This window comes from Alkalibacterium thalassium, from assembly GCF_900101165.1.
GTDB lineage: Bacteria > Bacillota > Bacilli > Lactobacillales > Carnobacteriaceae_A > Alkalibacterium > Alkalibacterium indicireducens.
This window is the reverse complement of record NZ_FNFK01000002.1, coordinates 81,926-96,966: the sequence shown is the minus strand read 5'-3', so window position 1 is coordinate 96,966 and position 15,041 is coordinate 81,926. Positions and strand designations below refer to the sequence as shown.

11 protein-coding genes and 1 pseudogene are annotated in these 15,041 nt (G+C 44.3%); all 12 read left to right on the top strand.

The window, feature by feature from the left end:
• The first annotated feature begins 60 nt into the window (after positions 1-60).
• The 12 genes and pseudogenes from BLR76_RS01290 to BLR76_RS01235 all read left to right on the top strand — a co-directional run bounded on the left by BLR76_RS01290 (position 61) and on the right by BLR76_RS01235 (position 15,039).
• Positions 61-1,461: a flavocytochrome c gene (locus BLR76_RS01290; RefSeq protein ID WP_091264488.1), complete on the top strand. Its 1,401-nt coding sequence runs from the start codon at positions 61-63 to the stop codon at positions 1,459-1,461.
• 124 nt (positions 1,462-1,585) lie between these two features.
• Positions 1,586-2,314 (top strand): UMP kinase, encoded by a 729-nt coding sequence (pyrH, locus tag BLR76_RS01285; protein ID WP_091264485.1) that lies wholly within the window; start codon positions 1,586-1,588, stop codon positions 2,312-2,314.
• A gap of 32 nt (positions 2,315-2,346) precedes the next feature.
• Positions 2,347-2,868, top strand: a complete 522-nt coding sequence (frr, locus tag BLR76_RS01280) for a ribosome recycling factor (protein WP_218121378.1) — start codon at positions 2,347-2,349, stop codon at positions 2,866-2,868.
• 375 nt (positions 2,869-3,243) lie between these two features.
• Complete coding sequence (locus tag BLR76_RS01275; protein WP_245682993.1) at positions 3,244-3,969, top strand: undecaprenyl pyrophosphate synthase; 726 nt, start codon at positions 3,244-3,246, stop codon at positions 3,967-3,969.
• Positions 3,970-3,994: 25 nt separating this feature from the next.
• On the top strand, positions 3,995-4,777 hold the full coding sequence (locus BLR76_RS01270) for a phosphatidate cytidylyltransferase (RefSeq protein ID WP_176759571.1): 783 nt from the start codon (positions 3,995-3,997) through the stop codon (positions 4,775-4,777).
• Between the two features lie 15 nt (positions 4,778-4,792).
• Positions 4,793-6,061: an RIP metalloprotease RseP gene (gene rseP / locus BLR76_RS01265; RefSeq protein ID WP_091264477.1), complete on the top strand. Its 1,269-nt coding sequence runs from the start codon at positions 4,793-4,795 to the stop codon at positions 6,059-6,061.
• A gap of 24 nt (positions 6,062-6,085) precedes the next feature.
• Positions 6,086-7,798 (top strand): proline--tRNA ligase, encoded by a 1,713-nt coding sequence (locus BLR76_RS01260; RefSeq protein ID WP_091264474.1) that lies wholly within the window; start codon positions 6,086-6,088, stop codon positions 7,796-7,798.
• A 91-nt stretch (positions 7,799-7,889) separates the two neighbouring features.
• Positions 7,890-12,221 carry a PolC-type DNA polymerase III gene (locus BLR76_RS01255; RefSeq protein ID WP_091264473.1) on the top strand — a complete coding sequence of 1,444 codons (4,332 nt, stop codon included), beginning with the start codon at positions 7,890-7,892 and terminating at the stop codon, positions 12,219-12,221.
• A 163-nt stretch (positions 12,222-12,384) separates the two neighbouring features.
• Positions 12,385-12,855: a ribosome maturation factor RimP gene (gene rimP / locus BLR76_RS01250; RefSeq protein ID WP_245682990.1), complete on the top strand. Its 471-nt coding sequence runs from the start codon at positions 12,385-12,387 to the stop codon at positions 12,853-12,855.
• A gap of 39 nt (positions 12,856-12,894) precedes the next feature.
• Positions 12,895-13,930: pseudogene (gene nusA, locus BLR76_RS01245) on the top strand (transcription termination factor NusA); the annotation flags it as partial.
• A gap of 523 nt (positions 13,931-14,453) precedes the next feature.
• Positions 14,454-14,750, top strand: coding sequence for an RNase P modulator RnpM (gene rnpM, locus BLR76_RS01240; RefSeq protein ID WP_091264467.1), 297 nt, complete (start codon positions 14,454-14,456; stop codon positions 14,748-14,750).
• Positions 14,740-15,039: a L7Ae/L30e/S12e/Gadd45 family ribosomal protein gene (locus BLR76_RS01235; RefSeq protein ID WP_091264464.1), complete on the top strand. Its 300-nt coding sequence runs from the start codon at positions 14,740-14,742 to the stop codon at positions 15,037-15,039. The genes rnpM and BLR76_RS01235 overlap by 11 nt, the downstream gene beginning before the upstream one ends.
• The last annotated feature ends 2 nt before the right edge of the window (positions 15,040-15,041 follow it).

Genomic DNA, 15,041 nt, shown 5'->3' with positions numbered 1-15,041 from the left:
TTTTTTTGCAAGCTATCTCCACTACTAAATACATAAGGGTTCTGACAGAACGGAGGCCATATGATTTTACATAAAGATCAGCTTAATACTCAATACGACGTTATTATCGTTGGTGCAGGTGCAGCCGGTTTATCAGCGGCGATTCAGGCAAATGATACAGGTGCCTGTCCTGTTATTTTTGAGAGCATGCCCGGTGTGAAAGGGAACAGCATTAAAGCATCTGCGGGAATGAACGCTTCACAGACAAAATTTCAGCAGGCCCAGGGGATTGAGGACAGTCATTCACTTTTTTATGAAGAGACACTTGCTGGCGGAAACCGGACAAACGATGTAGAGCTGTTGTCCTATTTTGTTGAAGAATCGCCGAAAGCAGTTGACTGGCTTGACTCAATGGACATTACTTTGTCCAGTCTCACAACTACAGGCGGAATGTCTGTTAAACGAACACATAGACCATCTGATGGATCTGCTATCGGAGGATACTTGATGAAAGGTCTGATGCGTATAGTCGAAGAACGAGGGATCCCTCTCTTTATTTCTGCAGAAGTCATTCGTCTGTCGACATCAGAAGATACTAATCTGATCAACGGCGCTTATGTAGCTATAGACCGGCAAGGTGAAAACTTAGTCAGGGCCGGGGCTGTTGTCATAGCAACTGGTGGTTTTGGCAGTAATTATAAAAAAATAGAAGAAGTGGCTCCTGACCTTGTTAAGCTTATCACTACAAATCACGAAGGAAGTTTAGGGAGTGGGATCGACATGGTCAAGGCGGTCGGAGGAAGTATCAGAGATCTTGATCAGATTCAAATCCATCCCACAGTTCATCAGAGAAGTCGATTTTTATTGACAGAGGCAATAAGAGGCGAAGGAGCCATACTCATTTCTTTGTCAGGGAAACGGTTTGTCAACGAAATGGACCGTCGAGATGTGGTATCACACGCTATTATAAACTGTCCAGAACAGAAAGCGTTCCTGATTTTCGATGAACAGCTAAAAGAAAGAGTGCCCGCGGTCGGGTTCTACGAGTCAAAAGATATGGTGTTAAAAGGAGAGACGTTGTACGGACTGGCTGATCAGATCGGTGTACCAAAAGAAGTATTAGCAGCAACGATTTCAGAATGGAATCAGGCCGTCGCCTGTGGATCAGACGACCTGTTCGAACGGACTACTGCCATGGAACATCCCATTCAGACAGGTTCGTTTTATGCCATAGAAGTGGCTCCAGGAATTCACCATACCATGGGTGGTGTCAGAATCAATACAAGGTCTGAAGTGATTGATGAAGATGGCAGAAAGATCAGTGGCTTGTATGCAGCCGGAGAAACGTGCGGGGGACTGCATGGAGAAAACAGGATAGGTGGCAATGCAATTGCTGAAACCATCGTGTTCGGAAGACAGGCTGGAAAGCAGGCGGCAGAGTACGTACAAAAAAGTGCAGGGGATTATGGTTTTTTAATTTAACAAAATAGAACGCTAATTATTTTAAAACGTCGCATAGCTGCACGGAATAACTGTCAATTTTTAATGACCTTGCACTTGTTATGTGGTAGAATAAAAATGTATGAATTATGGAGGGAACGATTATATGGATGAACCGAAGTACAAGCGAATCGTACTGAAATTAAGTGGAGAAGCTCTTGCTGGAGATGCTGGATTCGGCATAAAGCCGCCAACTATACATGAAATCTGTCAGGAAATTAAAGATGTACATGAACTTGGCGTCGAAATCGCCATCGTTGTAGGCGGCGGGAATATCTGGCGTGGTCATGTTGGAGCTGAAATGGGTATGGAGCGCTCACAGGCAGATTATATGGGGATGATTGCTACGATCATGAATGCTCTGGCCCTACAGGATTCACTTGAAAATGCCGGTGTACCAACACGTGTTCAGACGTCTATTGAAATGCGTCAGGTTGCTGAACCATATATTCGCAGAAAAGCTATGCGTCACCTTGAAAAAGGCCGTGTCGTCATTTTCGCCGGAGGTACTGGCAGCCCGTACTTCTCAACAGATACAACTGCAGCGCTTCGAGCCGCAGAAATGCAGGCTGATGTCATCATGATGGCCAAGAACAATGTCGATGGGGTTTATTCGGCTGATCCGAATATTGATGCCAATGCCGTTAAGTTCGAAGAACTGACTTATCTGGATATCATAAATAAATCACTTCAGGTAATGGATACCACAGCGTCCTCTTTAAGTATGGACAACGATATTCCATTAGTCGTATTTAATCTGAATAAAAAAGGTAACATTAAACGTGTAGCCTTAGGAGACACGATTGGGACAACTGTAAGGAGGAAAAAACAGTGACTGAAGCAATATTGAAAGACACACAGGGAAGAATGAAAAAAGCGGAGCAGGCTTATGTAAGGGAACTTGGAAGCATCCGTGCAGGACGTGCTAACCCGAGTCTGCTGAATCGCATTAACATCGAGTATTATGGTGTACCTACGCCTTTGAACCAGGTAGCGCAGATTTCAGTACCTGAAGCACGTGTTCTTCTTATCACCCCATATGATAAAAATGCACTCGGTGACATTGAGAAAGCACTGAATCAGTCTGATATCGGAATTCCGCCGGCAAATGACGGGAACGTCATTCGACTCGTCGTACCGGCACTTACGGAAGAAAGAAGAAAAGACATAGCAAAGCAGGTAGGCAAGGAAGCTGAAAATGCGAAAATTGCTGTAAGGAACATTCGCCGTGATGCAATCGATTCATTGAAGAAGGCAGAAAAAGATGGTGAACTGACTAAAGATGACCTTCATCACTATGAAGAGGAAGTTCAAAAGCTGACAGATGCCAGTGTTAAAGCTATCGACAAGCTATCTGCAGAAAAAGAAAAGGAAATTTTAGAAGGATAAAAAAAGGAGAGTAGCTGAAGCACTTTTAAGGAATGTATCCCATCATCCTTAAAGAGCAGAGCTGACTCTCCTTTTGCTTTATAGTTTACTGATAATGTATTTGTTCACTAATTTAGTAACAACTGAAGTAACGACTATGCTGATAATATACTTTCTTAAGCGTCTCATATGCAGGTCCTCCTTTATATTAAATTAACACTTTTCTGTTAGCTTACTTATAGTATAGCAAATCGCCATAAATACAGAAAACAGAACGTTTTAAAATATTCATAAACACCTTCTGAATTTCTGTAGCAATTTAAATAGATTTTTACTACAATAGAAGAGATGTATATTTATTTCTAGGAGGGTATGGTGCATCAGGCACCAATAAATATGGTTGAAAATGAAGAAACAAATGCACCTGCACACGTCGCCGTGATAATGGACGGAAATGGACGATGGGCAGAACGACAGGGGAAAGCGCGGAAATTTGGGCACCAGGAAGGCATGGAAGCAGTCAGACGAGTGACCATCAGAGCCAGTGAACGTGGAATCAAAGTGCTCACACTTTATGCGTTCTCAACCGAGAACTGGAAACGTCCTCCTCAGGAAGTTCATTTTCTTATGCAGCTGCCGATTCGTTTTTTTGATCGGTTCGTACCGGAACTGCAGGAAAAGAATGTGAGAGTCAACATGATTGGTTTCGAAGAAAAAGTTCCTACCTCAACAAGAAAAGCGATTCAGAAAGCAATGGATCAGACGAAAGATAATGATGGAATGATTCTGAATTTCGCATTCAATTACGGCAGTCGTGCAGAAATTGTCAGAGCGACTCAGTCATTATGTGAACGGGCTTTAAATGGCGAAATTAGTATTAGTGAAATAAATGAGGAAATGATCGAGCATCATCTGCTTACGCAGTCAATTGCACCTTATCAGGATGTGGACCTTCTGATCAGAAGCAGCGGAGAACAGAGGTTAAGCAATTTTCTTCTCTGGCAGAATGCGTACAGTGAATTTTATTTTTCAGATCTTCTCTGGCCTGATTTCACCGGTGATGTACTGGACGAGGCCCTTTTGAGCTATATAAACAGACAACGGAGATACGGGGCGGTCTAAACTACTATGAAAGCTGAGGATGAAGATGTCTAAACGTATATTAACTGCACTTATTGCACTAGTATTATTCATACCATTGTTTATATTTGGGTCATGGCCCTTAGAGTTGCTAGTGGGATTAGTTGCGCTTTTTGCACTGATGGAGTTTGTTCAGATGGAAAAGATAAGCATTCGCTCCTTTCCAGCCATTCTGTCGGGTCTTATTGTATTGAGTATGGCTCTCAGTCCGAGAGTGAACGAGCTTTTTTCAGGTGATATCTTTACGCCTGTAATCATATTGCAAGGCTTGATACTGCTGGTTTATTCTGTATGGAATCCTGATTTAAAAATCAGGCAGATCGGTTCTGTGTTATTGATGACGGTTTATATAGGAGTCGGTACTGTTTCGTTTGTATCGTTAAGACAGTATAGTCTGACCTTTGTCCTGCTTGTACTACTAGTAATCTGGGCAACTGATACTGGAGCTTATCTCATTGGTGGAAAAATTGGAAAAACAAAATTGGCACCTAGTATATCTCCAAATAAAACAATTGAAGGATCAGCCGGTGGAACGATTGCTTCTGCCATAGTCAGCGCTATCTATCTTAATTATTTTCCGATAGCGGACTCTTACATCCTTTCCATTCTCTTTATGATGGTGCTTTCAGTAGTAGGGCAGTTAGGAGATCTGGTTGAGTCAAAGATAAAGAGAGAGTACGGTGTCAAGGACTCAGGAAAGATACTCCCAGGACATGGTGGGATACTGGACCGGATCGACAGCCTGCTTTTAGTACTTAATGTGTTATTTGTCATCGGATTATTACGATAGAAGAAGGAGACCTTTATGATTCAGACTATTCTTGCGTTTGCCCTTGTATTTGGGATTATTGTCATTATTCACGAATTTGGTCATTTTTATTTTGCAAAACGAGCAGGCATTCTAGTAAGAGAATTTGCCATCGGATTTGGACCGAAAATCTTTCATCATCGCAAAGGAGAAACAACCTATACCATCAGGCTGCTTCCTGTTGGCGGATATGTCAGGATGGCAGGATATGAAGAGGAAGCTGATATACGACCCGGCATGACCGTCAGTTTATCCTTGGATGATCAGGATAAGGTCGAAAAAATCGATCTACAGTCTAAAGACGCGGCGCTGGATACTGTACCTTTGGAAGTGACTGATTTCAATTTTGATGAAAATTTGTTCATAGCCGGACGTGTCGGATTTGATACTGAAGTTAAAAGGTATGAAGTCAATCATGACGCTCTTTTAGTAGAAAAAGACGGAACATCGCTTCAGATTGCTCCGAAAGATCGTCAGTTCCAGAGTGCGTCACTTGGCAACCGGATGATGACCAACTTTGCCGGTCCGATGAATAATTTCATACTGGCAATCATTGCATTTACAGCCCTTGCTTTCTTGCAGGGGGGAGTCCCTTCTCAGGAGCCTCTCATCGGAGCAGTTGAAGAAGGCTCTCCTGCAGCTGAAGCGGGTCTTGAAGAAGGAGACCGTGTTCTTTCTATTGATGACGAAGAAGTCGGATCATGGAATGAAATGGTTCTGATCATTCAGGACAGTCCAGAAGAAGCTATGACTTTCGACATCGAAACAGCCGATGGAGAACGTGTCCAGCAGACGATCACGCCATACAGTTATGATTCAGGCAATGAAGTAGTGGGGCGAATTGGCATCGAGACATTTGTAGACGACAGTCTGACTGCCAGATTGACCTTCGGATTCACAGAAACATGGTTTATCATTACTCAAATAGTTACCTTACTTGGATCATTCTTTACCAGCGGTTTCAGCGTTGACCAGCTTGGTGGGCCTGTTGCAATTTATGCAACAACTGAAGTAGTTGTTCAAGCGGGAATATTCGGACTCATCAGGTGGATCGGAATTTTAAGTGTGAATCTCGGTATCATGAACTTGCTTCCCATCCCCGCGCTTGACGGAGGGAAACTGCTGCTCAACCTCATTGAAGGGGTACGCAAGAAACCATTGAGTCAGGAAAAGGAAGGGTATATTACACTTATCGGTGTCCTGTTCCTTCTAATCCTCATGTTACTAGTTACATGGAATGATATTCAGACATTCTTTTTAAATTAACCACTAAAGGAGACAGTCGTTTATATGAAACAGTCAAAATTGTTTGCACCTACATTAAGAGAAGTTCCAAATGATGCTGAAGTGATTAGTCATCAGCTGCTTTTGAGAGCAGGATACATCAGACAGGTATCTTCAGGGGTATACAGCTATCTACCACTGGCATACCGCGTCATCGAAAACATCAAAGTAATTATACGTGAAGAACTGGATGCGATTGAGGGTTCAGAAATGCTTCTTCCGGCGCTACTTCCTGCAGATTTATGGAAGGAATCCGGACGATATGAAACATACGGGGAAGATCTGATCAAGCTTAAAGACCGTCATGAGCGTGATTTTATTCTTGGACCGACTCATGAAGAAACATTTGCTAAACTGATCAGTGAAGAAATCAAATCTTACAAGAAGCTTCCGCTTCACCTCTATCAGTTCCAGACTAAATATAGAGATGAAAAGCGTCCCCGTTTCGGTTTGATGCGCGGAAGAGAATTCATCATGAAAGATGGCTACACATTCCACGATAATTATGAGAGTCTGGATGAAGCTTATGATCAGATTGCCCAGGCCTATACAAAAGCATTCGAAAGACTCGGGCTGAATTTCCGCTCGATCATCGGTGATGCAGGGGCCATGGGAGGAAAAGACTCCGTAGAATTTATGGCTCTAGCTGATGCTGGTGAAGATACCGTTGTGTATTCCGACGGCAGTGACTACGCAGCCAACCTGGAAATGGCGTCAAGTGCATACAAGCAGTCACCTAATACAGATGTTCTGCTTGAAATGAAAGAAGTGGGCACGCCCGATACGACAACGATTCAGGAGCTTTCTGAGTTCCTTGATTTACCTAAAGCTCAGCTTCTCAAAAGTGTGCTCTACATGGCAGATAATGAGACGCCTGTTCTTGCGATCGTTAGAGGCGATCAGGAGGTTAACGATATCAAGCTTAGAAACGCTATCGGAGCTGAAGAGGTCGTGCCTGCAGAGGATGACCAGATCAAGTCTATCTTCAAGACTATACCAGGATACGTTGGACCGGTCGACCTCTCAGAGGAGGTTCGAATTATTGCAGACCTGCATGTTCAGGATGTGGTCAACGGAGTGACAGGAGCGAATAAAGAAGGGGTTCACCTGATCAATGTCAATCCTGGTCGAGACTTTTCTGTTGAAACATTCGCCGATATCCGTACTGTAAAGGAAGGCGACCCTTCTCCTGACGGGAAAGGCAGCCTGAAATTTACCAAGGGAATTGAAATCGGGCACATCTTTAAGCTGGGAACACGTTACAGCGACGCTATGAATGCTACCGTTCTGGACAGTAATGGCAGACAGACGCCAGTTATTATGGGAAGCTACGGCATCGGAGTCAGCCGACTGCTTTCAGCTATTGCTGAACAGTATGCCGATGATAAAGGACTGGTGTGGCCAGCCGCTGTTGCCCCGTTCGATCTGCATATTATCCCTGTCCAAGTGAAAAATGACGAGCAGAAAGAACTGGCTTTCCGCCTTTATGATGAGTTCAAGTCTAAAGGCTATAAAGTTCTTCTGGACGACCGCAAAGAGCGTCCTGGTGTTAAATTCACAGATGCAGAACTGATCGGTATTCCGGTACAGCTAACTGTTGGTAAAAAAGCAGCTGAAGGTATAGTAGAAATAAACATCCGCAAGACTGGTGAAATGGTCGAGGCCAGACTAGATGAAGTGCTGCAGACTATCGATATTCTGATGAACAATCAGAACTAATTAAATGATTAAAATGAAAACTGAGGCATTTACTGTCTCAGTTTTCTGTTCTATAATCGTAGGAAAGTGACAGGAGAAAGAAGGATTTACTTTGAGTTTAAATAAAACTGAACTGTTTCAGACACTTCTTAAACAGACAAAAGTCGAATTAAGTGATGAAGATAAAGAATGGATACATAAGGGTGAAGTTGAATCAGTCACCGTCTATAAACGAGAGAAGAAATGGGACCTTGTTTTGACATTTCCGAATATTCTGCCTTACCGTCTCTATCTGGCCATCAGTCACGCCATCCGAGAATCGTTCAAGGCGATTTGTGATGTGAACCTGACTGTCCGGACAAGCGAGCCAACTATCACTGTGGAAAAAGTGAGAGATTACTGGAATGAAGCGTGCAAGCAAAGTGGAGTGGATTCACCAATTTGCAACCAGGTTTTTTCAGAACGTTTTCCTGTTTTTAAAGATAAAAAATGGCTGTTCATAATTGACCAGGAGCTTGTTTTCGACAAATACGACAAAGAATTCCTGCCTCAAATCAGCAAGGCCTATCACAAACTGGGATTTCCTGAAACCTTTTCAGTCAGGGCTTTAGTAGATGCTCAGGCTAGTCAGGACAAGGTCAATGAATTCAAACTTAAAAAAGAAGAAAATGACCGGTTGATGGCTCAGGAGTATACGAAAATGATCGAAACTGCCGAAAAGAAAAAAGAGCAGTCCAGAGAAGACAGTCATAGTGGCCCGATCAAACTGGGACGGGCTATCCCAGCTAACGAAGAAGTCAAGCAAATGATCGAAGTTGTTGAAGAAGAGCGACGCATCACGCTTGAAGGATATGTATTCGACTCTGAAGTCAGAGAACTGAGATCCGGAAGAAAACTGCTTCTGATGAAGATTACCGATTATTCTTCATCTTTTACCTGTAAACGGTTCTCAAACAATGAATCAGACGAAGCTCTTTTTGATGCAATCAAACCCGGTATCTGGGTAAAGGTCAGAGGGAGCATTCAGGAAGACACATTCATGAGGGATCTTGTGATGAACGTACAGGATATTACTCAGACCTTCCATGCTGAAAGAGAAGATACGTTCGAAGGGGAAAGCAAGCGCATTGAGCTGCATGCCCACACAAATATGAGTCAGATGGACGCGATTTCCGGGGCGACTGCACTGATCGAACAGGCGGCCAAGTGGGGACATGAAGCCATTGCGATTACGGACCATGGAGGTGGTCAGTCATTCCCAGAAGCCCATGCTGCCGGTCAGAAAAATAATATAAAAGTCATTTACGGGCTGGAGGCAAATCTGGTCGATGACGGAGTGCCGGTGGCTTATAATGAAAGCCACCTTAACCTGAATGAATCGACTTATGTCGTATTCGACGTTGAAACTACAGGGCTCTCAGCTATTTATGACAGCATAATTGAACTTGCGGCTGTAAAAATGCACAAAGGAAATGTAGTGGAAGAGTTTCAGGAGTTCATCGATCCGGGTCATCCGCTGTCAGAAACGACCGTTCAGCTGACCGGCATTACCGATGATATGGTACGGGGATCCAAGACCGAAAAAGATGTCTTGGAGCGGTTCAGAGCTTTTTCTGAAGACGCGATTCTAGTTGCTCACAATGCCTCATTCGATATGGGCTTTCTGAACACGGCATACAAGAAACACAAGATGGACGTATCGACCCTTCCGGTCATCGATACACTTGAATTTTCACGGTTCATCAACCCGACATTCAAAAGTCATCGACTCAATACGCTGGCCAAGCGCTTCAAAGTCAATCTTGAACAGCACCACCGTGCGATCTATGATTCGCAGACGACCGGTAATCTACTTTGGATCTTTGTCAAGAAGGCGCAGGAAGAACACAACATCCATTATCACGATGAATTAAATCAGTTCATGGGTGAAGGGGATGCGTATAAACGCTCCCGTCCGAGCCATGTGACCTTATGGGCAAGTTCACAGTCCGGACTGAAGAATCTATTCAAACTGATTTCAACGTCACTAGTGGATTATTTTTACAGAGTCCCCAGACTGCCTCGTTCTGTACTGGAAAAACACAGGGAAGGCATTATTGTAGGATCGGGCTGTTCAAAAGGGGAAGTCTTTGAAGCGATGATGCAAAAAGGCTATGAAGAAGCCCGAAGGGTTGCGGAGTTTTACGATTATCTGGAGATCATGCCCAAAGAAGTATACAGTGACCTGATTCAACGGGAGCTAGTCAGAAGTGATGCTGATCTGGAAGATATTCTGACCAACATGATCAAACTGGGTGAAGAGCTGGACAAGCCGGTCATTGCGACTGGGAATGTCCACTACATTCATCCGGAAGATGCTGTTTACCGTGACATCCTGATGGAGACACAGTCATCAGTTGCTTCGTCACCAGGAAATAATCCAGCTGTTCATTTCAGGACAACAAATGAAATGATGGACGCGTTCCGCTTCCTCGGAGAAGACAAGGCCCGCGAAGTCGTTATAGAGAACCCGCAGCTACTCAATCGTCAGATCGAAGACGGCATCACTCCAGTGAAGAAAGATCTCTTCACTCCTAAGATGGAAGGTGCGGAAGAAGAGATCAGACAGATGAGTTACGATAAGGCTCACAGTCTATATGGTGATCCGCTTCCGGAAATCATCGGAGCCCGGCTTGAGAAAGAGCTGGACAGTATCATCGGAAACGGGTTTTCCGTTATCTATCTGATTTCTCAGAAACTGGTGCATAAGAGTATTGAAGATGGGTATCTCGTTGGTTCAAGGGGGTCGGTCGGCTCGAGCTTCGTTGCTACGATGACGGGGATCACAGAAGTCAACCCAATGCCTCCACATTACCGATGCAACAGCTGTCAGTACTCTGAGTTCTTCACTGAAGGAGAAGTAGGGTCGGGGTTCGATCTTCCGGAGAAAGCCTGCCCGAACTGTCAGGCTGACTTATACAGAGACGGACAGGATATTCCGTTTGAAACCTTCCTGGGATTCAAAGGAGATAAAGTCCCTGATATCGATTTGAACTTCTCGGGAGAGTATCAGGCAACAGCGCACCACTATACAAAAGAGTTGTTTGGGGAAGAATACGTCTACAGAGCCGGTACGATCGGTACGATTGCAGACCGAACTGCTTTTGGATTCGTTAAAGGATTCGAGAGGGATCATCAGCTGCATTATAGATCAGCCGAAATCGACCGTCTGTCCAAGGGGCTGACAGGTGTCAAACGGACAACCGGGCAGCACCCTGGTGGAATCATCGTTATTCCGGACTATATGGATGTCTACGACTTCAGTCCAGTGCAGTATCCAGCAGATGATCAGGAATCTAAATGGAAAACGACGCATTTCGATTTTCATTCTATTCATGATAATGTGCTAAAACTTGATATCCTGGGACACGATGATCCGACAATGATCCGTAAGCTGCAGGACCTTTCAGGAATCGATCCTCTGGATATCCCTGTCAACGATCCTGACGTCATGAAACTCTTCAGCGGCACAGAAGTTCTCGGAGTCACTGAAGAACAGATCTTCTCAAAAACAGGGACCTTGGGTGTTCCGGAGTTCGGGACACGATTCGTTCGTCAGATGCTTGAGCAGACCAATCCGACGACCTTTGCTGAGCTGCTTCAGATCTCCGGACTGTCACACGGAACGGATGTCTGGCTGGGCAATGCTGAGGAATTGATTAGACTGCATAACATCCCTCTCGCTGAAGTAATCGGGTGTCGTGATGACATCATGGTCTACCTTCAGCATCAAGGATTAGAAGATGACATAGCCTTCAAGATCATGGAGCATGTTCGTAAGGGTCGAGGGATACCGGATGAGTGGCAGGCCGTCATGCGTGAAAAAGACGTGCCGGAATGGTATATCGATTCCTGCCTGAAGATCAAGTATATGTTCCCTAAAGCCCACGCAGCTGCCTACGTCCTTATGGCACTTCGGGTCGCCTACTTCAAGGTGCATTATCCGCTTTACTACTATGCCGCATACTTTTCCATCAGAGCCAGTGACTTTGATCTGGAAGCGATGTGCCAGGGGAAAGACGGCATCAAGTCAAGAATGAAAGAAATTACGGATAAAGGGATGGATGCTAGCACGAAGGAAAAGAACCTGCTGACGGTACTGGAACTGGCTAACGAAATGGTCGAGCGCGGCTTTGAATTCAAGATGGTCGATCTGGACAAATCACACGCTACTGACTTTATCATTGAAGACAATGCACTGATTGCACCATTCAGAGCTGTCCCATCTCTTGGAGCAAGTGTAGCAGGAGCGATCGTAGAGGCTAGAGAAGACGAGCCTTTCCTTTCAAAAGAAGATCTTTCAAGAAGAGGGAAAGTCTCAAAAACCGTAATGGAATATCTGGAAACAAACCATGCCTTAAAAGGACTTCCAGATGAAAATCAGCTTTCTTTGTTCGACATCTAGTCTGATGCCGTTAAAGTTGCCTTGTTTAGGCAGGTGTGGTACACTAGTAGACGAATCGAGCAAGATAGACCGTGTAAAGAGTGAGCGAATCCGCTCACTCTTTTTCACAGCCTTGACGAATGCTGCGACAACATCGTACTCATTTGAGAGGAGAGTGAAGTGTTTGAATACAATAGACAAAGTAAGAGAACTGTCAGAGCCATTGGCAGATGAATTAGGATATGAACTAGTTGATGTGGAATACGTTAAAGAAGGTAAGAACTGGTTTTTAAGATTATACATCGATAAAGAAGCAGGTGTCGATCTTGATGACTGTGCCCTGTTCAGCGAAAAAGTTGGAGAGACACTGGATGCCATTGAACCAGACCCGATTCCGCACGCTTATTATCTGGAAGTGTCCTCACCGGGAGCGGAACGTCCTTTAAAAACAGAAGAAGATTTCGAGAAAGCTGTCGGTAAGTACATCTATGTGGCATTAAATGGTGAAATTGGAGGGTTCGATGCCTATGAAGGTCATCTGAAATCTTACGATGGCGATGAACTGGTCATGGAAGTTATGATCAAGACACGCCGGAAAGAATTGGTTCTGTCTAAAGGTCAGGTCGCTAAGGCGAGATACGCCATCGAATTTTAATTCAGATAAAAAGTAACTACTTTATAAAGGGGTATAAATATGAGTAAAGAATTGGCAGCTGCTCTTGAGACACTCGAACAGGAAAAAGGCATCTCCAAAGAAATCGTGATCGATGCACTGGAAGCTGCACTCGTTTCAGCTTACAAGCGTAACTATGGGACGTCCCAGAACGTTGAAGTGAACTTTGACGAAGATACCGGTACGATTACGGTCAACCAGGTTAAAGAAGTGGTAGAAGATGTGTATGACTCTCAGCTGGAAATTAGTCTGACAGAAGCACGTGAACGAAACAAAGCTTACGAAGTAGGAGATAAAATCAAGTTTGAAGTAACGCCTAGGAACTTCGGACGGATTGCAGCTCAGACAGCTAAACAAGTGATCATGCAGCGAATGCGTGAAGCCGAGCGTTCAATAATCTACAACGAATATATTGCCTATGAAGATGATCTGATGACGGGCACCGTCGAGCGTCAGGACAGCAAGTTCATCTACATCAACTTAGGAAAAGTGGAAGCTGTTCTTTCTAAGCGTGATCAGATTGAAAACGAAACGTATGCAACACATGACCGTATCAAAGTATACGTCAGCAATGTAGAGAACTCGACAAAAGGACCTCAAGTCTTTGTCAGCCGGACACATCCGAACTTGATCAAGCGTCTGTTTGAACAGGAAGTGCCGGAAATCTACGATGGCATAGTAGAAATCGTATCGATTGCAAGAGAAGCTGGTGACCGCGCGAAGATTGCTGTGTCGTCCCGAGATGAAAATGTCGACCCTGTCGGAACGTGTGTCGGACCAAGAGGGTCTCGTGTACAGGCCATCGTTAATGAGCTGAACGGCGAAAACATGGATATCGTCGAATGGGACAAAGACCCTTCAGTCTATATCAAAAATGCTTTAAATCCGGCTCAGGTCATTGATGTTCAGTTTGATGAAGATCAGCATTCATGTGTGATCGTTGTCCCGGACTATCAGCTGTCACTGGCTATCGGTAAGCGTGGACAGAATGTTCGTCTGGCAGCTAAATTGACTGGCTTCAAGATCGACATCAAATCCGAATCTGATATGGAAGCTCTTGCCAAAGAAGCAGAAGAGCTTAAAGACGATTCTTTCTTTAATGCTTTGAACGATGACAGCGAAGAAGCAGTGCAGCAGGCAGATGCCTTAGCTGATGCAGATACACTGTTTTCTGAAGATGAGACGATAGAAGTTGAAGCACTTGATGAAGAAGAAGTCTCTGACGCAGGAGATTCTACTGTGTATGCTCAAGATAACGATCAGCCTGATGCACAGCCGGGAGAACCTGTCATGGAAACAGACTTTCAGTCTGGTGAACTTGACTCAAACGATGCAGAAGATCTGATCGAATTTGCTGAAGAAAGAGACGGCAGAGGCGAAGAGGATGCAACCGAAGCATCAATGGAAGAAATCGAAGAAGCGACATTCTCAGAAGATGATGAGTATACATTATCTGATGGTGGCGAAGGTGAGCCGCCGTTTACTGACACAGAAAAAAATACATTCCCAGAAAATCAGGAAACCACATTTTCTGATGATGAGAACTTGGGAAGTTAAGAGATCAATTAAGGTGGGCAGTTATGCAGAACCGTAAAGCACCAATGAGAAAATGCATTGCATCTGGAGAAATGAAGCCTAAGAAAGAGATGGTACGTCTGGTCCGAAGCAAGGACGGAGCCGTATCCATCGATCCTTCGGGCAAAAAGAATGGCAGAGGAGCCTACATCTCCCTCGACACTGCGCTGGTTCAGAAAGCGAAAGACAAAAAACTGATCAGCCAGGCGCTGAACGCAACGATCGAGCAGTCGTTTTATGATGAGTTGATCGAGTATATCGAGTACAGACAAGCGCGGATGGAAATTGAAAATGAACAATAAACAACGTGCATTAAATCTGATAGGCCTGTCCCAGAGAGCCGGTCAGCTGATATCTGGAGAAGCCTTGGTACTTCAGGCAGTCAGATCTAAAAAAGCAAAAGCAGTATGTTTAGCATCAAATGCAAGTGAGAACACGAGAAAGCAATTTTTGAATAAGTGTGAGCATTACGACATCCCAGTTGTAACAGAGTTCTCCAGAGAAGAGCTCTCTCATGCTTTAGGGAAGGATCGGACAGTATGTGCCCTTTTAGATAAAGGATTTGTGCATTCCCTTCAAAAATTGCTGTAAAA

What these genes read in the sequence shown, in the direction of transcription:
- BLR76_RS01290 (WP_091264488.1), top strand. Translation starts at nt 61, where the DNA reads ATGATTTTACATAAAGATCAGCTTAATACTCAATACGACGTTATTATC.
- pyrH (WP_091264485.1), top strand. Translation starts at nt 1,586, where the DNA reads ATGGATGAACCGAAGTACAAGCGAATCGTACTGAAATTAAGTGGAGAA.
- frr (WP_218121378.1), top strand. Translation starts at nt 2,347, where the DNA reads ATGAAAAAAGCGGAGCAGGCTTATGTAAGGGAACTTGGAAGCATCCGT.
- BLR76_RS01275 (WP_245682993.1), top strand. Translation starts at nt 3,244, where the DNA reads ATGGTTGAAAATGAAGAAACAAATGCACCTGCACACGTCGCCGTGATA.
- BLR76_RS01270 (WP_176759571.1), top strand. Translation starts at nt 3,995, where the DNA reads ATGTCTAAACGTATATTAACTGCACTTATTGCACTAGTATTATTCATA.
- rseP (WP_091264477.1), top strand. Translation starts at nt 4,793, where the DNA reads ATGATTCAGACTATTCTTGCGTTTGCCCTTGTATTTGGGATTATTGTC.
- BLR76_RS01260 (WP_091264474.1), top strand. Translation starts at nt 6,086, where the DNA reads ATGAAACAGTCAAAATTGTTTGCACCTACATTAAGAGAAGTTCCAAAT.
- rnpM (WP_091264467.1), top strand. Translation starts at nt 14,454, where the DNA reads ATGCAGAACCGTAAAGCACCAATGAGAAAATGCATTGCATCTGGAGAA.
- BLR76_RS01235 (WP_091264464.1), top strand. Translation starts at nt 14,740, where the DNA reads ATGAACAATAAACAACGTGCATTAAATCTGATAGGCCTGTCCCAGAGA.